This is a genomic window from Phytopseudomonas daroniae, from assembly GCF_004327285.1.
Lineage (GTDB): Bacteria > Pseudomonadota > Gammaproteobacteria > Pseudomonadales > Pseudomonadaceae > Aquipseudomonas > Aquipseudomonas daroniae.
Genome location: NZ_QJUI01000006.1, coordinates 242402 through 261416, shown reverse-complemented (window position 1 = coordinate 261416; position 19015 = coordinate 242402). Strand labels below are relative to the sequence as shown.

At 64.0% G+C, this 19015-nt stretch carries 15 protein-coding genes; 5 read left to right on the top strand and 10 right to left on the bottom strand.

The genetic code is table 11. The features are described from left to right. Positions 1-431 precede the first annotated feature (431 nt). The 3 genes from DNK06_RS09065 to DNK06_RS09055 all read right to left on the bottom strand — a co-directional run bounded on the left by DNK06_RS09065 (position 432) and on the right by DNK06_RS09055 (position 5642). Positions 432-2822 carry a hybrid sensor histidine kinase/response regulator gene (locus tag DNK06_RS09065; protein WP_131179696.1) on the bottom strand — a complete coding sequence of 797 codons (2391 nt, stop codon included), beginning with the start codon at positions 2820-2822 and terminating at the stop codon, positions 432-434. Between the two features lie 62 nt (positions 2823-2884). Beyond that, on the bottom strand, positions 2885-3370 hold the full coding sequence (locus DNK06_RS09060) for a response regulator (protein ID WP_131179695.1): 486 nt from the start codon (positions 3368-3370) through the stop codon (positions 2885-2887). A gap of 16 nt (positions 3371-3386) precedes the next feature. Continuing rightward, positions 3387-5642 (bottom strand): ATP-binding protein, encoded by a 2256-nt coding sequence (locus DNK06_RS09055; RefSeq protein ID WP_242674706.1) that lies wholly within the window; start codon positions 5640-5642, stop codon positions 3387-3389. 333 nt (positions 5643-5975) lie between these two features. Between DNK06_RS09055 and DNK06_RS09050 the strand changes: the two genes are divergently transcribed. After that, the gene (locus tag DNK06_RS09050) at positions 5976-6911 is read left to right on the top strand and encodes an SdiA-regulated domain-containing protein (RefSeq protein ID WP_131179693.1); all 936 of its coding nucleotides are present in this window, start codon (positions 5976-5978) and stop codon (positions 6909-6911) included. A 172-nt stretch (positions 6912-7083) separates the two neighbouring features. On the opposite strand, the gene DNK06_RS09045 is transcribed toward DNK06_RS09050, so the two are convergent. The 6 genes from DNK06_RS09045 to DNK06_RS09020 form a co-directional block, all read right to left on the bottom strand. Continuing rightward, the gene (locus DNK06_RS09045) at positions 7084-7647 is read right to left on the bottom strand and encodes a DUF4136 domain-containing protein (RefSeq protein ID WP_131179692.1); all 564 of its coding nucleotides are present in this window, start codon (positions 7645-7647) and stop codon (positions 7084-7086) included. A 32-nt stretch (positions 7648-7679) separates the two neighbouring features. Beyond that, positions 7680-8297, bottom strand: a complete 618-nt coding sequence (locus tag DNK06_RS09040; RefSeq protein WP_131179691.1) for a DUF4136 domain-containing protein — start codon at positions 8295-8297, stop codon at positions 7680-7682. Between the two features lie 26 nt (positions 8298-8323). After that, positions 8324-9073: a methyltransferase domain-containing protein gene (locus DNK06_RS09035; RefSeq protein WP_131179690.1), complete on the bottom strand. Its 750-nt coding sequence runs from the start codon at positions 9071-9073 to the stop codon at positions 8324-8326. Next, on the bottom strand, positions 9073-9375 hold the full coding sequence (locus tag DNK06_RS09030) for a MazG-like family protein (protein WP_131179689.1): 303 nt from the start codon (positions 9373-9375) through the stop codon (positions 9073-9075). The genes DNK06_RS09035 and DNK06_RS09030 overlap by 1 nt, the downstream gene beginning before the upstream one ends. A 42-nt stretch (positions 9376-9417) precedes the next feature. Next, positions 9418-10269, bottom strand: a complete 852-nt coding sequence (locus DNK06_RS09025) for a MaoC family dehydratase (protein ID WP_131179688.1) — start codon at positions 10267-10269, stop codon at positions 9418-9420. Between the two features lie 183 nt (positions 10270-10452). After that, positions 10453-11808 carry a 3-oxoacyl-ACP reductase gene (locus DNK06_RS09020; RefSeq protein WP_131179687.1) on the bottom strand — a complete coding sequence of 452 codons (1356 nt, stop codon included), beginning with the start codon at positions 11806-11808 and terminating at the stop codon, positions 10453-10455. Positions 11809-11965: 157 nt separating this feature from the next. Between DNK06_RS09020 and DNK06_RS09015 the strand changes: the two genes are divergently transcribed. Beyond that, positions 11966-13243, top strand: a complete 1278-nt coding sequence (locus DNK06_RS09015; protein ID WP_131179686.1) for an acetyl-CoA C-acetyltransferase — start codon at positions 11966-11968, stop codon at positions 13241-13243. A gap of 53 nt (positions 13244-13296) precedes the next feature. Here the strand turns inward: DNK06_RS09015 and ada are convergent, their stop codons facing one another. Then, a complete protein-coding gene (gene ada, locus DNK06_RS09010; protein WP_131179685.1) occupies positions 13297-14340 on the bottom strand; it encodes a bifunctional DNA-binding transcriptional regulator/O6-methylguanine-DNA methyltransferase Ada in 1044 nt (347 codons plus the stop codon). 191 nt (positions 14341-14531) lie between these two features. On the opposite strand from ada, the gene DNK06_RS09005 reads away from it, so the two are divergent. From DNK06_RS09005 to nirD, 3 genes are all read left to right on the top strand, one after another. After that, positions 14532-15419, top strand: coding sequence for a PA4780 family RIO1-like protein kinase (locus DNK06_RS09005; RefSeq protein ID WP_131179684.1), 888 nt, complete (start codon positions 14532-14534; stop codon positions 15417-15419). 602 nt (positions 15420-16021) lie between these two features. After that, positions 16022-18595 carry a nitrite reductase large subunit NirB gene (gene nirB, locus DNK06_RS09000; protein WP_131179683.1) on the top strand — a complete coding sequence of 858 codons (2574 nt, stop codon included), beginning with the start codon at positions 16022-16024 and terminating at the stop codon, positions 18593-18595. Then, complete coding sequence (gene nirD / locus DNK06_RS08995; protein WP_131179682.1) at positions 18595-18975, top strand: nitrite reductase small subunit NirD; 381 nt, start codon at positions 18595-18597, stop codon at positions 18973-18975. Before nirB ends, nirD begins: the two co-directional genes overlap by 1 nt. Positions 18976-19015: the final 40 nt, after the last annotated feature.

Sequence of the window (19015 nt, the reverse complement as noted above, 5' to 3'; positions counted from 1 at the left end):
CTGGATCGCTTGGCTTGCCCAGGCAATGTGGCTCCATCTTCGCCCATTGGGCGTCGGTGAGTACAAGTCTAGTCATACCCAAAATTTCACCACAGGAAGGCGGGGTAGGGAAAGCTGTATCTCAACAAGCCCTAGGGTCTGTCTCGCGGCAACGCGGCTTGCGCTGAAACGTCAACAGACCCTATTGGGCTGTCAGGAGGGAATGGAGTTCCCCGTGTTTGCGTATGGCGCGCCGTCGGCGTAACCGCTGGACATCACTGCGGGTCAGGCAAAGGCTACTGTCGTTGGGATGATCCATATCCAGGTGCCGAACACTGCGCCGGCATGATCTAGGTCGTGGGCAATTATCGGCAGGGGTAACCGTAACGGCTAGGCGCTTGCATGGGCTGCTGATCCGCCGTGGCCGATGGAGCCGGCCGCGGTGCCTGGATTCAGGTGGCTTTGCTACCGGCGAAGGCGTACTGCAGCTTTTCCGCCAGCTCTTCGCTGCGATAGGGCTTCTGCACGATAAAGACTTCGTCGGCGTCCAGGCCGCCCAGTTCGGCATAGCCGGTAACGAATACCACGGGCAACTCCGGGTAGCGCTGGCGAGCGACCTGGGCCAGTTCGGCGCCGTTCATGCCGGGCATCGCGAAGTCGGCCAGCAGCAGGTCGATTTCGTCGTCGAGCTTGCTCAGCGCTTCGGCGCCGCTGTTGGCTTCACGCACCTGGTAACCCAGGGCGTCCAGCGTCTGCGCGGTGACTTCGCGTACCCGCGGGTCATCATCGACCAACAGTATGGTGCGCTGCGCGCCATGCTCGGCAACGGGTAGCGGCTGGTTGGATATTTCGTCGCTCGCCTGGACGACGCTGCGCAGCCCCGGCAGGTACACCTTGACCGTGGTGCCGACGCCCATTTCCGTCAGGATGCGCGCACCGCCACCGGACTGCTTGGCGAAACCGAACACCTGAGCCAGGCCGAGACCCGAACCCTTGCCGATCTCCTTGGTGGTGAAGAAGGGCTCGAAGGCCTTGGCCAGCACCGCTTCGCTCATGCCGCTGCCGGAATCCTGCACCGACAGCACCACGTAATCGCCGGGCTCCGGGTCTTCCGGGCGCTGTGGCACCTTGCTGATCACCTCGTTGCTGGTGCCCAGGCGCAGCGTGCCGCCCACCGCCATGGCATCGCGGGCGTTGATCGCCAGGTTGAGGATGATCAGTTCGATCTGCGTCGGGTCGACCCGCGCGTGCCACAGGTCGGATTCTGTGGCGGTTTCGATCAGCACGCTGCCGCCCAGGGTGCTCTTCAGCAACTCGAGCATGCCGTGGACGGTTTCGCCGAGGTTGACCGCTTCCGGTACCAGGCGCTGACGCCGCGAGAAGGCCAGCAACTGGCCGGTGAGCTTGGCGCCGCGCTCGCCGGCGTCGGTGATGTTCTGCAGGCGGCTGCGCGCCTTGTCCAGGTTACCCTTTTCCAGGTCGCGGATCAGGAAGCTGGTACTGGTCAGCACCACCGTCAGCAGGTTGTTGAAATCGTGGGCCACGCCCGCGGTGAGTTGGCCGACCGCTTCCAGACGTTGCATCTGCTGCAAGGTCGCCTCGACCCGCTCGCGCTCGTTGATCTGCTCGCGTAGTTGCTGGTTGGTGGCCGCCAGTTCTTCGACCACGGCACGCTCGTGGGTGATGTCGCGCACCGCGGCGTAGAGCAGGTCGTCGTCGCGCACCAGAATCCACGACAGCCAGTGGTAGTCGCCGTCGGCGTGGCGCATGCGGTTGACGAAGCGCACCGAAACGTTCGCCGAGGTGACCCGTTCGATCTGCGCCAGGGTGTCGGTCAGGTCGTCGGCATGCACCAGTTCCCAGAGCGGCCCCTGGGTCAGTTGCTGGCGTGACCAGCCGAGGGTCTGTTCCCAGGCCGGGTTGAGCGCGCTGGGGCGCATGTCGAAACGCAGAACGGCGAGCAAATCGCGGGACAGTTCCCAGTTGCGGTCACGCTCGCGAGTACGCTTCTCGACGCGCTCACCCAGCATATCGTTGAGGCGCAGCAAGGCTTCGTTGGCCTGCTTCTGCTCGGTGATGTCGTGCAGCACGCCGAGAAACCGCGAACACTGGCCTTTTTCGAAGAAGGCCTGGCCGCGGGCGGAAATCCAGCGTTCGCTGCCATTGCTCAACGGCAGACGGAATTCCGCCTGGAATTCGTTGCCGGTGTCCGACGCCAGGGCTTCGTTGATGCGCTGGCGCAGGTGCGGGAGGTCGTCCGGATGACAGCGTCCGTAGAACATTTCCATGTTGACGTCTGCACCGGGCTCCAGTTCGTAGAGCGCCCTGCAGCGTTCGTCCCAGATCATGGTGCCGGTTGCCGGCACGTAATCCCACATGCCCATGCGTGCGGCGCCGATAGCCAGGCGGGCGCGTGCCTCGACCGCCTGCAGTGTGTCCTCGACACGACGCCGTTCATGGCGCTCGTTGACCTCGGCCATGGCGCGGTCGATGGCCTTGGGCAGGAATGGCAGGTTCTGCTTGAGCACGTAATCGACGGCGCCCAGGCGCATCATCTCCACCGCATGTTCTTCACCGAACATGCCGGACAGGAAGATGAAGGGGGTTTGCGGTGCCCGGCGACGTGCCACTTCCAGTGCCTGGGCGCCGGAAGAGCCCGGTAGCAGGTAGTCGGAGAGAATCAGATCGAAACGGTCTTTCTGCAGTGCGAGTTCGGCTGCCTGGTGGTCATAGACCAAGGTACTGTCGACCAACAGTCCATGGCGTTCCAGCGCGAGCAGGGCCAGTTCCGCATCACGTGGGCTGTCTTCGATGAACAGTAGTTTGAGTGGCTCGAGCGGCATGGAAAGGGTCGTCGGTTACTGTCTGGAGTAGGCCCGCGCTTCAAGCGAAACCGTGTTGGTCGTCAGTCGCTGTCGGATTCCGACTCGGTCTCTGAGCTGCGTCGGTGCAGGCGCAATGAACCAGGTGGCGGCTCGTTGAGCACCGCCCAGAACACCCCAAGATCGGAAATGGCCGAGACAAAAGACTTGAATTCGACCGGCTTGACCACGTAAGCGTTCACGTTCAATTCGTAGGCCCGCTGCAAATCGGGGCCTTCACGCGAAGACGTGAGCATTACGGTAGGGATGCTGCGCAGTTCGGGTGACTCGCGGACGATCTTCAGCACTTCCAGGCCGTCCACCTTGGGTAGCTTGAGGTCGAGCATCATGATCGCCGGGTTGCCAGGCAGGCGATTGGCATGGCTGCCCCGGCGAAACAGGTAATCCAGCGCCTCTGCACCATCACGCATGACGATCACGTCATTGGCCAGTTGACTACGCTCCAGAGCGATCAGCGTCAGTTCCAGATCGTGGGGATTGTCTTCGACCAACAAAATCGGTTTGAGCATTCAAGTCCTCGTCTCGTCATGAAAGAACGGGGTGGTGGCGTTTGGGTAACGCAAAATAAAAGGTGGCTCCCTGATCGACTTTGCCCTCTGCCCAGACCCGGCCATCGTGGCGCTCGATTATACGCCGTACGCTGGCCAGGCCTATGCCGGTGCCTTCGAATTCTTCCATGCGGTGCAGGCGCTGGAAGACGCCGAACAGTTTGTCGATGTACTCCATGTTGAAGCCGACGCCGTTGTCGCGAACGAATACCACGACCTCGTCAGCGGTTTCCTGGGCGCCGATGACGATGACCGCCGGGTCGCGCCCACGGCTGTACTTGATGGCGTTGGCTAGCAGGTTGCGCAGCGCCAGGTGGAGAAACACGGTATCGGCGATCACCGTTGGCAGCGGCTGCACGTGCCACTCCAGGTTGCGCCCTTGGTAGTCCGGCTGCATTTCTTCGCGAATCGAGTCGACCAGGGCCTGCAGGTTGACGTCGGAGAAACGCAATGCTGAGCGGCCCATCTGCGAGAAGCTCAGCAGGTTGTCCACCAGGGTGCCAGCGAAGCGTGCCGACTCGCCGATATGCTCGAGAAAGCGCACGCCGCGCTCTGACAGATTGGCGCCTTCGAAATCACCGAGCAGCTCGGCGTAGCCGGCGATATGCCGCAGTGGCGCGCGCAGGTCGTGGGACACGCTGTAGGAGAACGCTTCCAGTTCCTTGTTGGATTTCTTCAGATCGCTGGCCAGCTGGGCCAGTTCCTCGGCCTTGCGCAGCACGATGCCGAGCACCGCGTTGCGCAACTCCAGGGCGCTTTCCGGCTCCTGCGCGTGCCAGGGCGTGGAGAAGCCGCGGATATCTTCCTGCCAGCGCTCGAAGCTGTTGCGCGGGTTGAGCCCGCCGCTGGCGTTGATGGATTTCTCCGGCTTGCCGGCCCAGTGGACGATGCGCGTCTGCTCCGCTTTGAACCAGATCAGATAGTGGGAGTGCAGCTCGGAAATGGCCACGGACAGCACACCGCCGACATGCTTGGCGAGCTCTGGCAGTTCCGGGATATCGCGGCTGACGTTGTCCGTCTGGAACAGGACTTCGCCGCTTCGTGCGCCTAGCCATTGCACCAGAGCGTTGACCTGGTCACGCGGCGGTGTCTGCCCTAGGAGGTCGCAGCGGGATGCGGAAATGATCGCCGCACCACTGGCCTGGGTGAAACTCAGAAAGGTCTCCGGCAGCGATAGCAAGCCTTCGCTGACGCTGTCGCGGTCGGCCATGGCCGAGAGCATCTGCACGATGTGTTGGCGCAACTGCAGCAGCCGCTGGGTGCGGGCCTGGGCGATCTTCGCCTCGATCTGCAGCGACAGCATGTGGCCGAGCAGTTCGCAGGCGGTGCGAGTCTGGAAACCCACCGAGCGCGCTTGCGCATGGTGGCAGGAAATCAGCCCCCAGAGTTGCCCTTTGACCACGATGGAGATCGACATCGAAGCGATGGTCTGCATGTTGCGCATGTACTGCAGATGCACCGGCGACACGCTGCGCAGTGCTGCGTAGCTGAGATCCAGCGGTTTGCCGGTCAGCGGGTTGAGCGTCGGGCGCAGGGGTGAGGGTTGGTAGTTGGCGTCCTCGATCACGCGGATGCGATTGGCGACGTACAGGGCACGTGCCTGGGGCGGGATGTCCGCAGCGGGAAAGCTCAGGCCCAGGTAGCTGGGATAATCCGGGTCAAGGCGTTCGGCGAGCACCAGGCCGTTGCCCTCGGCATCGAAGCTGTAGATCTTGACCCGGCCGAAGCCGGTGATGCGTTTGACTTCGTCCACCGACAGGCGACACAGCTCATCGATGTCGTCGGCATCCTGCAGGTGGCCGATAAAGGTGCGCACCACCGGATAGAGGTTGTTGTAGGCGGCGACCACGTTGCTGGTCGGTTCGAATTCGGCGATCAGCACGCCGTCGTGGCGGTGCACCATCATGGCGATCAGTTGGCGGCGGTCGCCTTCGCGGAAACGCACATCGCCGATGTGGAACGGCGTGGTCTCATCGTGGGAAAGCTGTGCCAGACGTTCGCTCAGCAAGGCGCTGTCTTCGAGAATCTGACCCAGGTGCTGGCCCAGCAGGCGGTCAGGGTCGAGCCCCAGCCACTCGGCTACGTTCTCACTCACCTGCAGCACCGTGAGCGCCTGCTCGTCGAACACCATCAAGAATCCCTGAGGCTGGATGCTGCCGGGAATATGGATGGGTTCTTTGGCGCAGTTGGCGATTGCGCTGCTCAATGAGGTGATGGTTTCGCGGGGTGCCAAGATGTTCTCCTTCGGTTCCAGGCCGATCATGAGCAAGCTCAAGGGCGGATGCGGCGGGAGGCTGAGGCGTTACAGTCCAGGGTCGACAGACCCTAAGACAACGGTATGTTGGAATCCTCTCCGTGAGTGTGTTTCCGGCGCGGGCAGTCTGCACGCTCTCGCAGGGCGGGTAAACCGTAAGACGGCATCATCACTGCGCGGGGCCATTGCGGCTGAATGCCCGGCGTTGAGGAACTTTGCCCGGAGGCACGTTCTCAAAGGCGCTCTGTCGTGCCGACGGATTGCAACATTCCCCCGGGTACACTGCTCGCCTTTGTGAACACGAGAATCGCCATGATAACTGCCGCCAAGCGGGCCCTTTCCCATCTGCCCGTCCTGCGCCCGTGGGCGTGGCTGCTGTTGCTGAGCCTGCTCGTTGCCGGTTACCAGATGCGCGCCCTGCACCTGGACGACCGCCTTTATTACTGGCTGACCACGCCCGCGATCTCGGAATGGGCACCGGACAGCCTGTTGAACCGCGACTACAAGGTGCAGCTGGACGCCAAGGTGGTCAGCGGCGTCAGCGACAACCTCTCGGGCCTGAGCTACGACGAGCAGCGCGACCAGCTTTGGGCGGTGCTCAACAACCCCGAAGAACTGCTGGCCATGAGCAAGGACGGCGAAGTGCTGGCGCGTTATCCGCTGAGCGGTTTCAGCGATGTCGAGGGCGTGACCTACCTGGGAGACGGCCTACTGCTGCTCGCTGAGGAGCGCGATCACGCATTGGTGGTAGTGCCGGTGCCAGAGGGTTCCGGAGCGTTGTTTCGTGAGGACTACCGCGCCCTGACCCTGGGCATCCAGCTCGATGGCAACCAGGGCTTCGAAGGTGTGGGTTACGATCGGGCGCGGGATCGGCTGTTCGTGGTCAAGGAGCACTCGCCGATGAAACTCTACGAAATCCGCGGCTTCAAAAGCAGCGTGAACGGCAATTTCGGCCTGGAAATCATCGATCATGACGACTGGATTCGTGATTCGGTATTCGCCTCGGATCTGTCATCGGTTCATTTCGACGAGCGAACCGGCCATCTTGCGCTGCTCAGCGACGAGTCGAAGCGGATCATGGAACTGGATGGCGACAGCGGCAAGCTGATCGGTTTCCGTACCCTGGACAGCAACTTCGCCGGCCTCGGCAAATCGGTGCCCCAGGGCGAAGGCATGACCTTCGACGATGAAGGCAACCTCTACATCGTCAGCGAACCCAACCTGTTCTATCGCTTCGGCCGCGGCTGAACGACCGCGTCATCCCGCGCAACGGCGCCGCTCCTGATGATCGCCGGCAAGCCGGCTCCTACCAATCGCCGGTGGGAGCCTCGCATGCCATTTATCGCGGGCTTGCGTAGGGTGGAAGACGCTGTTTTCTTCCACCATCACCGCGCCGCCAAGGGGATTATCTCGGCTCGCCCTAACGCGGCGGATACTGGCCAAGCACCCGCGCTACGGTTTCACGGATTTCTGCCTCGCGCTGGGTGGGGTCGCCCCCTTTATTGCGCATGATTCTTTCGTCACTGCCGCGCCAGACCAGCTTGCCGTCCTTGCCATCGAACAAGTCGACCTGCACGGTCGCGACCTTGTAGTCGACGGTGCGGATGTCGTTGTAAGCCGGGCCGCCCCAGTAATTCCCCCAGTAGCCGCCGAAGCCGCCCCCGAAGCCGGTGCTGACCTGCTGCTGGCGCTGCTCGACGATCAACCACACCTGCACGTGCAGGTCGCCCGAGGCGCCGGCTGCCGCCGGGCGCAGGCCGCGTTGGTCGAGCTGCCCGCTCACCGCGCCACGCAGGCGCTGTTCGGTGAGGTCGCTGCGGATGCGCGGGTCATCGGGTCTGTATTGCACCGCGGGCTCCTGCCAGCTCCAGCTGCGGTAGCCGGCGAAGTCGCGGCTGGCATCGAAGTCGCGGTTGATCTGCTGGCTCTGGCAGGCGCCGAGCAGCAACAGGGCGGGAATCAGTAACAAAGGCAGGCGGCGCATAAGAGTTCTCCTGAATCCATCGAGTTGTGGGGTCATGCAGGCGGGTATTCGCCGAGTGCGTCGCTTACCGCTTTGCGCAGAGCCTCGGCGCGTTCGGCCTGGCTGCCGCTGCTGCGCATTTCCGCCTGGCCACTCCATACCTGTTCACCGCTGCGGCCATCGAAGAAGTCGATACGCACCACCACGACCTCTTCCTCATAGGAGCGGGTCAGTGGAACGCGAGCGCCCACGCCGACACCATTGCCGTAATAGCCCCGGTTGCCGTAGCTGCCATAGCCGCCCCCGTAGTAGGGGTCGTAACTGTCGGCGACCTGGCGCACGCGGCGCTCCAGGCGGGTGTCGGTGCGAACCTTGAGGTCGGCCGCAGCATTGCCCTGAGCTGGGCGCAGGCCTCGCTGGTCGAGGGCATTGTTGAGAGCGTCCTGCACCAGATCCGCGCTGGCCCAGGCGCTACCGGCCGGCTGTTGCTGCCAGGCCCAGCTGCGATAGGCCGCATAGTCGCGTGGTGCTGCGGGGTAGGCGCTGCGATCGAAGTGGTTGGCCGCCCCTGGCGGCGCCGGTGGTAGCGGCACCGAGTCCGTGGTGTACGGGTTCTGGCTCTGGCAGGCAGCCAGGGCGGTAGCGAGCAGCAACAGCGTGATGCGTTTCATGACGGTTCTCCTGTCAGAGCAGGCGTTCAGCGTGGCCGACAGATCCAGTGCAGGTAGCGCCCGAGCCCGGCGAAGGCCGGGTGACGGCGGTGTGCCAATTCCATTTCCAGCAGGTCGGCGAGTTCCGCCTTGGCCTGGAATTCCCGTGGCATGTAATCATGGAACACCCGCACACCGCTTTCCCGTTCGACCTGCCAGTGGGCGGCAAGTTGCGCTGCCAGTTCGCGCGGATCGAGGGGGCGTTGGGGTGTCAGGCTGTGCTTTTCGCCTGCGAATGCTTCCTTGCGCAACTTGCGCAGGTGGCCTTTGAGCAGGTTGCGATAGATCAGCGCGTCCTTATTGTAGAACGCCAGCGACAGCCAGCCATCTGGCGCCGTCAGACCATGCAGGGCAGGGAGGATGGCGGCCGGCTCGGCCAGCCATTCGAGCACGGCATGGCAGATGACCAGATCGAATGGCGCGTCGAAACGCTCCGGCAGTTCCTGCCACGGCGCGTGGATGAAGGTTGCCGCAACACCAGCTGCGGCGAAGCGCTCGCGGGCGCCGGCCAGCATGGGTTCGGCCGGTTCGGCCAGGGTTACCTGGTGGCCACGTTCGGCCAGCCACAGGGCCATATGGCCAAGCCCGGCGCCGACGTCGAGCACGCGCAGCGGGCGTTCGGGCAGCGCTTCGGTGAGATCGGCTTGCAACACGGCGAGGCGGATCGCACCCTTGGCACCGCCGTAGATCTTCTCGGCGAAGCGGGTCGCCAGTTCATCGAAGTGACGGTCGTTCATCAATTGAAGCGCCGTTCGCTGTCGGCCAGCTTGGCGCGCACCACCTGTTCCATGTCCAGGCCCAGCTCGCTGCACAGCAGGAGCAGGTAAAGCACCACGTCACCGACTTCCTGTCCGGCGTGTTCGAGCTTGTCGGCCGGCAGCGTGCGCGACTGATCCTCGCTGAGCCACTGGAAAATCTCCACCAGCTCGGCCATCTCCACGCTGGCGGCCATGGCCAGGTTCTTCGGGCTGTGGAATTGGCGCCAGTCGTTGCGATCACGAATGGCGTGCAGACGAGCGGTGAGTTCGGCGATGTTCATGCGGTTTCCCGTAGGCGGTAGCCGCACATTGTTTCATGCGGGTTATATGACCTGCCAGTGGCCGGCCATATGCGGCACATCCTCTTTGCCGAGCAGCTCGAACTGGCCCTGGGCCGCCGGCATGCTGGCGCGCATGCGAATATGGGCCGGTAGCAGCACCGGTTTCTGAAAACGCACTTCGACGCTGTAGCCCGACGCGGGCAGGTGCGCCTGCAACGCCGCCAGCGCGCGCGCCTTGTTCCACAGACCATGGGCAATGGCACGGGGAAAGCCAAAGGGTTTGGCGCTCAGCGCGCAAAGGTGGATAGGGTTGTAGTCGCCGGAGATTCGCGCATAGCGTCGGCCGATATTCGCTGGCGCTTGCCATTGGGCCAGATCGTCCATCGGCGGTCGGTCGGGTTCGCTGCGGCCAATCGTCGGGCCGTCCAGCTTCATGCCCCGGCAGAGTAGGCGGCTGTCACCTTCCCAGAGCGGGCCGAGCTGGTCTTCGAGACGGGTGATGACGCTGAATACCGCGCCCTTGTCGTGGGGCACCAGGTTGCTGGCCTCCACGCTCAGGGTGAAGGGGCCGAGCCCGGCGAGCTGGCGAATCACCCGGATACGGTTTTCCAAGTGCACCAGGCCGAGAAGCGGGAAAGGAAAGTCGGGCTCGGTCAGCAGCTTCATCTGCAGGGCGAAGGCCAGCACATGGGGATAGGTGGCCGGCAGCCGGGCGTCGTCCGTGAAACCGCACAGCTTGCGGTAGCGAGCCAGATGATTGGTGTCGACAGTGACCGAGCAGCGCAGCCCTTGGTGCGGCAGCACTTTGCCGGTGATGCCGCGACGCAGCGCGGCGCGCAGGAGCAAGCCGGGCAGGGACGGTGGGGTGTGCAGATCGAGCCATTCGGTTGCCATCGTGCGCTCCGGTGCAAAATGAGGTTCAGCGTACTCTCGTCGAGATTTAGGACATTAGCCAGCGCGCATTGGTGCCCGCTGCGCAAGTGATCGGCCGCGCCCCGGCGGCGCAGGGGCGACGAAACGCCAGGGGAGTTTCGCCGCCGCGATCGCCCGCTGGAAAGCGATCGCGGCGGCTTGTGCTCAAGCGCCCAGCAGGCTCTGCCCGCATACTCGCAATACCTGGCCGCTGACTGCGCCTGAGCCCGGCTGGGCGAACCAGGCCACGGTCTCGGCGACATCCTGGGGCAGGCCGCCCTGATTCATGGCGTTCATGCGCCGACCGGCTTCGCGAATGGTGAAGGGCATGGCGGCTGTCATCTGGGTTTCGATAAAGCCGGGCGCCACGGCGTTGATGCTGATGCCGCGCTCGGCCAGCTTCGGCGCCCAGCTCTGGGCGAGGCCGATCAGTCCGGCCTTGCTGGTCGCGTAGTTGGTCTGCCCGACGTTGCCAGCGATGCCACTGAGCGAAGCGATCAGCACCACGCGGCCGTTGTCACGCAAGGTACCAGCCTGTAGCAGGGCCTCGGTGAGCTGCTGTGGCGCGCGCAGGTTGACGTCGATCACCGACTCCCAGAGTCCTTCACTCATCTTTGCCAGGGTCTTGTCGCGGGTGATGCCGGCGTTGTGCACGACGATATCCACACCCTCGGGCAACGCCTCGACCAGTTTGCCGGGCGCGTCCTCGGCGCAGATATCCAGGGCCAGACTACGCCCGCCAAGTCGTGAGGCGAGAGCATCGAGCGCGTCCTTGGCTTGTGGCACATCCAGTAACAGTACTTCGGCGCCGTCCCGGGCCAGGGTTTCCGCGATGGCTGCACCGATGCCACGGCTGGCGCCAGTCACAAGGGCCGTTTTGCCGGCCAGCGGGCGCGTCCAGTCGCCGACCAGTTGGGCGCAGGGCTGCAGGCGCAGCACCTGGGCCGACACATAGGCACTTTTAGGCGAAAGCAGAAAACGCAGCGCGCCTTCGAGCTGGTTTTCGGCGCCCTGATCGACATACAGCAACTGCACGGTGCCGCCCCGGCGGATCTCCTTGGCCAGCGAGCGGGTGAAACCTTCCAGGGCCCGCTGCACGCTGGCAGTCTGGGGATCGTCGAGGGTCTGCGGTGCGCGGCCGAGCACGACGACGTGCGGGCAGCGGTCGAGGCCTTTGAAGGCTGGCTGGAAGAACTGACGCAGGGCGTCCAGCTCCTCGAAGCGGCTCAGGCTGCTGGCATCGAACACCAGGCCCTTGAGCTTGGGGCCGTGCTCGGCTGTCCAGCGTGGCAGGCCGAGCTGGTCATCGCGGGCGGAGAAATGTTCGTCGGTCAGACGGGTGGCGAAGCTCGCCACTGTTGCGCCCAGCTCGCCGTCACCGCCGATCAGCAATGCGCCTTCCAGGGGCCGGTTGCGGCCCGCCACCCAGCGTTCCAGGGGCAGCGGTGCGGGCAGGCCGAGCGCGCCGACCAGGCGGCGTCCGGTTGGCGTATTGGCGAAGTTGAGGTAGCGATCGGACATGGAACAGACTCCAGGGCTGAAACTCAAAGGTATTGACCACTGTACGCCATCGCTCGTTTCATGCATCGACAGGGTGACGCCAGCAGCCGGTTGAGCAGCCAATGCGGCGATCAACCGCGTTAAAGTACCGAGCCATACTACCCGTAAGGAGCCGTATATGAGCCTGCCGCGCCGGGTCGCCATCGTTGGCGGCAACCGCATTCCCTTCGCTCGCTCCAATAGCGTGTATGCCACAGCGAGCAATCAGGCCATGCTCACCAGCGCCCTGGAAGGCCTGATCGAGCGCTACAACCTGCATGGCGAGCGCCTCGGCGAGGTGGTCGCGGGCGCCGTGCTCAAGCACTCGCGGGATTTCAACCTGACCCGAGAATGTGTGCTCGGCTCGCGCCTGTCGCCCCAGACGCCGGCCTACGACCTGCAGCAAGCTTGCGGTACTGGGCTGGAGGCCGCGTTGCTGGTGGCCAACAAGATCGCCCTGGGGCAGATAGAAAGCGGCATCGCCGGTGGCGTGGACACCACCTCGGATGCACCGATTGGCGTCAATGAGGGGTTGCGCAAGATCCTGTTACAAGCCAATCGCAGCAAGCGTACCGGCGACAAGATCAAGGCGCTGTTGCAGATACGTCCGCGGCACCTGGCGCCGTCGCTGCCACGCAATGGTGAGCCGCGCACCGGTTTGTCCATGGGCCAGCATTGCGAGCTGATGGCGCAGCACTGGGCCATCCCCCGTGACGAACAGGATCAGTTGGCGGTGGAGAGCCATCGCAAACTCGCTGCCGCCTATGCCGAAGGCTGGCAGGACGATCTGCTCACTCCGTTTCTCGGCCTGACTCGCGACGAGAACCTGCGTCCCGATATCGACCTGGCCAAGCTGGCCACCCTCAAGCCGGTGTTCGAGCGCGGTCAGCGCGGCACCCTGACCGCCGCCAACTCGACGCCGCTGACCGATGGTGCGTCCCTGGTGCTGCTCGCCAGCGAAGAGTGGGCCAAGGCCCGCGGCTTGCCGATTCTGGCCTACTGGCGCGATGGCGAGGCGGCGGCGGTGGACTTCGTCAAAGGCAACGAGGGTCTGCTGATGGCGCCGGTGTATGCCGTGCCCCGGCTCTTGGCGCGTAACGGCCTGACCCTGCAGGACTTCGACTATTACGAAATTCATGAAGCCTTCGCTGCCCAAGTGCTCTGTACTCTCAGGGCCTGGGAAGACGCCGACTATTGCCGCACGCGGCTGGGGCTGGAGCAGCCGCTGGGCACCCTCGACCGCGCACGGCTCAACGTCAAGGGCAGCTCCCTGGCCGCCGGCCATCCGTTCGCCGCCACCGGCGGGCGGATCGTCGCCAACCTGGCCAAGCTGCTATCCGTTGCGGGCGAGGGTCGCGGGTTGATCTCCATCTGCGCCGCTGGCGGCCAGGGCGTTACCGCGATTCTGGAACGGTGACTCGTAGGGTGGAACCCGCTTCATCGTTCCACCAATGGCCCCTAGGTACAGGATCAATCTTCGAGACTGGTCGTCCCGGCTTCGGCCTTGAGCAATGCCGCCTTGCGCGCCACCCCCCAACGGTAGCCGCCCAGGCTGCCGTCGGCTGCGGTGACGCGATGACAGGGCACCAGCAGGCCCAGGGGATTGCTGGCGCAGGCTCGGGCGATGGCTCGTGGGTGGCTGCCGAGAGTGGCGGCCAGTTGTCCGTAAGTGCGCGTCTGCCCCATGGGGATGGTTCGCAGGGCCTGCCATACTCGTTGCTGAAACGCCGTGCCACGTAGATCCAGCGGCAGGTTGGCTGCGCGAGTCGGCTCCTCGATCTGCGTCAGCACCTCATGCAACCAATCCTGCAGCACCGCGTCATTGCGTTGCAACGTCGCTGCCGGGAAGCGCTGGCGCAGCTCCGTTTCCACCGCCGCTTCGGACTCGCCGAACAGCAAGGCGCACAGGCCGTTGTCGCTGCTCGCCAGCAGCAGGTAGCCGAGCGCGCAGGGGGCAACGGCGATGCGCAGCATTTCTCCCGCAGCGCCCTGACGTCTTCTGGCCGGACTCAATCCGTCGGTTTGTTCGTAGAGCGCTCGTGTGCCGGAATAGCCGCTGGCCAGCGCTGCATCGAGCACCGAATCTGCCTGGGGGAGTGTCTGTTCCAGGCGCTCACGCTGACGGGCGCTGACCCAGGCCTTTGGCGTCATCCCGGTGCGCGCCTTGAATGCCCTTGCCAGATGCGAGGGCGACAGACCGATGCGTGCGGCAAGCCGATCCAGGGTCGGCGGTTTGTCGGTTTCGTCGAGCAGGCGACAGGCGGCGGTGACCAGTGTATCGAGCTGTTCGGCCGGGCTGGGGCCTTGGGGTGTGCAGCGTTTGCAGGGGCGATAACCCGCCGCTTCGGCTGCCGCGCTATCCGCGTGGAAACTGACGTTCTCGCGGCGCGGCCGGCGGGCCGGGCAACTGGGGCGGCAATAGATGCCGGTCGAACGCACGGCGAAGACGAAGTGACCATCCTGCGTGGCGTCGCGGTCGCACACGGCCTGCCAGCAACCTGTCTGATCGAGCATGGTCAACTCCTGGGATGGGGTGGTTCGCGTTTAGACGATGGAAAGATTGTCGGCTCTGATCGAGCCATAGCCAATCCGAATCGCGCTTTTGAAGCGACGAACGCGGTGAATTACGGCAGAGACTGGGCGCTGCCTCAGGATTGCCGTATAAAAGGGCCGCATAGGCCACTGAGGAACAACGATAAAAGCTGATGAAGACGCCAAAACGCATTGAGCCCTTGGTCGAGGACGGCCTGGTGGACGAGGTGATTCGCCCTTTGATGAGCGGCAAGGAAGCAGCGGTCTATGTCGTGCGTTGCGGTAACGAGTTGCGCTGCGCCAAGGTCTACAAGGAGGCCAACAAGCGTGGTTTCCGCCAGGCCGCCGAGTATCAGGAAGGTCGCAAGGTACGCAACAGCCGTGACGCACGGGCCATGGCCAAAGGCTCCAAATATGGTCGCAAAGGCCAGGAAGACGCCTGGCAGAATGCCGAGGTGGCGGCCCTGTTTCGCCTGGCCAATGCCGGGGTTCGGGTGCCCAAACCCTACGACTTTCTCGAAGGTGTGCTGCTCATGGAGCTGGTCACCGACGGCGAGGGTGGTGTGGCGCCGCGGCTCAACGACGTCGACCTGCACCCCGAGGACGCCCGCGAATTCCATGCTTTCATGATCGACGAGATCGTCAAGATGCTCTGCGCCGGCCTGGTGCATGGTGACCTGTCGGAATTCAACGTGCTGCTCGGCCCCGAAGGCCCGGTGATCATCGATCTGCCCCAGGCGGTGGACGCGGCGGGCAACAACCACGCGTTCAAGATGCTCGAACGTGACGTCGGCAACATGGCCGCCTATTTCGGCCAGTTCGCGCCGGAGCTCAGGTTCAGCAAGTACGCCAAGGAAATGTGGGCGCTGTACGAGGACGGCAAGCTGACACCCGATAGCGTGCTGACCGGCGAGTTCGACGACCCCGAGGAAGATGCCGACGTCGATGCGGTGATGCGCGAGATCAAGGCTGCCCTGGCCGATGAAGCGCGTCGTCAGGCAGCGCTCAACGCCGAGGACGAACCCAAGGATCAGGAACCGCCGCCGCCTTGGGAGCGCTAAGGCCAAATGTCGGATTACGCTTCGCTAATCCAACCTACGGGATCCCTGGCACGAATGTAGCCTGGATTAGCCGCAGGCGTAATCCGGGGCCGAAGGCCGTGATCCATGGTTCAACGCGGGTCACCGACCGTCCGCTTGCGCTTTGTCGCATCTCACGGTCAACGCTTGGCTTTGGCTGGCGAGCATGAACGGATTCTATGCCTGATCGATCAGAGCCACATGCTGCCGTGTTGGGAATTGCGGTATGCCCCGAAACGGTGATTTGAGGGGCGATATGCTTCATTTTGGTTCGCGGCATTCCTTTATTTCATGCTGCTTATCTTCTGTCCGCCTGCCTGAAAGCCTCGCCACTCCTGCGCTCTAGCGTTTATCCAGGCGTTGGCATGCAACCTGCTATCCATTCTGCGTGACCTGCCATAACCCTGCAGGTGCCCTGGCCGCTTCGGCTGCTGGGGGGATGAGCCTGGGCAGCGTAGCCCGCCATCCACCCAAAACTACATGACTGAATCCAAGGCAAAGACGCCTGAAGCTGCTAGCAGCTCCAGGCGTCTTTTTTTTGCGTTGCAAAAACCCGTGATAGCGCAGCAGACAGAGGGCAGGCTATGAACTCCATCGTCACATCGATCAAGCGCGAGAGCCTGATCGTCATCGGCAACGGCATGGTCGGCCACCACTGTGTGGAGCAGTTGATCGCCAGTGGCGCCCTGCAGCGCTATCAGGTGCACGTGTATGGCGAAGAGCGCCAGCGCGCTTATGACCGCGTGCACCTGTCCGAGTATTTCTCCGGCAAGGACGCCGAAGCCCTGGCCCTTGGCGAGCCTGACCTGTACGCCCGTCATGGCGTGCACCTGCATCTGGGCGAACAGGTGCTGGAGATCGACCGTGAGGCCCAGGAGATCGTCACCGCCCACGGCCGCCGCCACTACGACCGCCTGGTGCTGGCCACCGGTTCCTACCCTTTCGTACCGCCGATTCCTGGCGCCGAGGGCAATTCGCGCCTGGTCTACCGTACTCTGGACGATCTCGACGGCATCCGCGCCGCTGCGGCCAGTGCCCGGCGTGGCGTGGTGGTCGGTGGCGGCTTGCTCGGTCTGGAGGCGGCCAACGCCCTCAAGTCCCTTGGCCTGGAAGCCCATGTGGTGGAGTTCGCGCCACGCCTGATGCCCGTGCAGCTGGATGCCGACGGTGGCGACGCGCTGCGGGCGCGCATCGAAGCCCTTGGTGTGGGCGTGCACCTGTCGCGCGCCACCCAGGAGATCGTCATCGGTGAGGAATACGCCTATCGCATGAAATTCAGCGATGGCGCTGATGGTAAATGTGAGTATCTGGAAAGCGACCTGATCGTGTTTTCCGCTGGTATTCGCCCGCAGGACGCCCTTGGCCGCGCCGCCGGCCTGGAGATAGCGCCGCGCGGTGGTGTGGTGGTCGACAACGATTGCCGTACCAGCGACCCAGCGATCTTCGCCATCGGCGAATGCGCATCCTGGAATGGCATGGTCTTCGGCCTGGTCGCGCCGGGTTACGCCATGGCCCGTAATCTCGCCGCGCTGCTTGCGGGTCAGGCCCATGAACAGTTCACCGGCGCCGACATGTCGACCAAGCTCAAGCTGCTTGGCGTCGACGTCGGCTCCATCGGCGATGCCCACGCCGCCACGCCAGGCGCCAAGAGCTACCGCTATATCGACGAAGCCAACGCCAGCTACCGCCGCCTGGTGGTCTCGGCGGATGGCCAGCACGTCATCGGCGCGGTGCTGGTCGGCGACAACAGTTACTACGACACCCTGCTGCAGTACGCCCAGAACGGCATCAAGCTACCCCAGGATCCGTCCAGCCTGATCCTGCCGCTCTCCGACGGCGCGCCGACCCTGGGCGCCGATGCGCTGCCGGACAGCGCGACCATCTGTTCCTGCCACAACGTCAGCAAGGGCGCGGTGTGCTGCCAGGTCGACGCCGGCATCACCGACCTCGGCGAGCTGAAGGCCATCACCAAGGCCGGTAGCGGTTGCGGTGGCTGCAGCGCCCTGCTCAAGCAGGTCTTCGAGCATGAGCTGAGCGCCCGTGGCGTGGCGGTGGACAAGAGCCTCTGCGAGCACTTCGCCCACACCCGCCAGGAGCTGTACGGCATCGTCCGGGTGGAAGGCATCCTCAGTTTCGAAGAGCTGCTGGTTCGTCATGGTCGTGGCCACACCGGCTGCGATATCTGCAAACCGGCAGTCGGTTCGATCCTCGCCTCGTGCTGGAACCAGCCGATCACCGATCCGCTGCTGATTCCACTGCAGGACACCAACGACACCTTCATGGCCAACATGCAGAAGAACGGCACCTATTCGGTGGTGCCGCGTATTCCCGGCGGCGAGATCACCCCGGACGGGCTGATCGCCATCGGTGCGGTGGCGAAGAAATACGATCTCTACACCAAGATCACCGGCGGCCAGCGTATCGACCTGTTCGGCGCGCAACTGCACGAACTGCCGGAGATCTGGAGCGAGCTGATCAAAGCCGGCTTCGAGACCGGTCATGCCTACGGCAAGTCGCTGCGCACCGTGAAGTCCTGCGTGGGCAGCACCTGGTGCCGCTACGGTGTGCAGGACAGCGTCGGCATGGCGCTGCGTCTGGAAGATCGCTACAAGGGCCTGCGCTCGCCGCACAAGATCAAGTTCGCGGTCAGCGGCTGCACCCGTGAGTGCGCCGAGGCGCAGAGCAAGGACATCGGCGTGATCGCCACCGACAAGGGCTGGAACCTGTACGTATGCGGCAACGGCGGCATGCGCCCACGGCACGCCGAGTTGTTCGCCACCGACCTGGATGACGCGGCGCTGATCCGCACCATCGACCGTGTGCTGATGTTCTACGTACGCACCGCCGACAAGCTGCAGCGCACCTCGGTGTGGCGCGAGTCCCTGGAAGGTGGCCTGGATTATCTCAAGGCGGTGATCCTCGACGACAGCCTGGGCCTGGGCAATGAGCTGGAAGCGCAGATGCAGCTGGTGGTCGACCGTTACGAATGCGAGTGGGCCGGCGCCCTCAAGGATCCGGAGAAGCTCAAGCGCTTCCGCACCTTCGTCAACGACAAGCGCGCCGATCCGGACATCCACTTCGTCAAGGAGCGTGGTCAGCGCCGTCCGCTTTCTGCCAGTGAATTACATCTGATCCCCGTTACCGAGGAGGTGCTCTGATGAGCCAGTCCAACGCCGTGCGTGCCCAATCGCTTCCCGCCACCGAGTGGCGACCACTTTGCCGCAGCCAGGATCTGGTTGCCAATTCGGGCGTGGTGGCCTGGCTCGAGGGTGCGCAGATCGCCCTGTTCCATCTGCCGCAGAGCGAGGCCGGCGAGCAGCTGTTCGCCGTGGAAAACCGCGATCCGAAATCCGGCGCCAACGTCATTGGCCGTGGCCTGATCGGCCAGATCAAGGGCGATCTGGTGATTGCCTCGCCGCTCTACAAACAGCATTTCCGCCTGGTCGACGGCAGTTGCCTGGAGTACCCGGAGCAGCGCCTGCGGGTGTGGCCGGTGCGGCTCAATGGCGACACCGTGGAAATCGGCCTGGCTGGCTAGTCGTCAGAGCGGGTAACAGGCGCGCCAACCACCCTACTTG

Bases quoted from the DNA above. Each gene is read 5' to 3' on its own strand.
- DNK06_RS09030 (WP_131179689.1), bottom strand. From the start codon at position 9,375: ATGAACATCGCCGAACTCACCGCTCGTCTGCACGCCATTCGTGATCGC.
- DNK06_RS09015 (WP_131179686.1), top strand. From the start codon at position 11,966: ATGAGCCTGCCGCGCCGGGTCGCCATCGTTGGCGGCAACCGCATTCCC.
- DNK06_RS09020 (WP_131179687.1), bottom strand. From the start codon at position 11,808: ATGTCCGATCGCTACCTCAACTTCGCCAATACGCCAACCGGACGCCGC.
- ada (WP_131179685.1), bottom strand. From the start codon at position 14,340: ATGCTCGATCAGACAGGTTGCTGGCAGGCCGTGTGCGACCGCGACGCC.
- DNK06_RS09045 (WP_131179692.1), bottom strand. From the start codon at position 7,647: ATGCGCCGCCTGCCTTTGTTACTGATTCCCGCCCTGTTGCTGCTCGGC.
- DNK06_RS09040 (WP_131179691.1), bottom strand. From the start codon at position 8,297: ATGAAACGCATCACGCTGTTGCTGCTCGCTACCGCCCTGGCTGCCTGC.
- DNK06_RS09065 (WP_131179696.1), bottom strand. From the start codon at position 2,822: ATGCCGCTCGAGCCACTCAAACTACTGTTCATCGAAGACAGCCCACGT.
- DNK06_RS09050 (WP_131179693.1), top strand. From the start codon at position 5,976: ATGATAACTGCCGCCAAGCGGGCCCTTTCCCATCTGCCCGTCCTGCGC.
- DNK06_RS09060 (WP_131179695.1), bottom strand. From the start codon at position 3,370: ATGCTCAAACCGATTTTGTTGGTCGAAGACAATCCCCACGATCTGGAA.
- nirD (WP_131179682.1), top strand. From the start codon at position 18,595: ATGAGCCAGTCCAACGCCGTGCGTGCCCAATCGCTTCCCGCCACCGAG.
- DNK06_RS09005 (WP_131179684.1), top strand. From the start codon at position 14,532: ATGAAGACGCCAAAACGCATTGAGCCCTTGGTCGAGGACGGCCTGGTG.
- nirB (WP_131179683.1), top strand. From the start codon at position 16,022: ATGAACTCCATCGTCACATCGATCAAGCGCGAGAGCCTGATCGTCATC.
- DNK06_RS09025 (WP_131179688.1), bottom strand. From the start codon at position 10,269: ATGGCAACCGAATGGCTCGATCTGCACACCCCACCGTCCCTGCCCGGC.
- DNK06_RS09035 (WP_131179690.1), bottom strand. From the start codon at position 9,073: ATGAACGACCGTCACTTCGATGAACTGGCGACCCGCTTCGCCGAGAAG.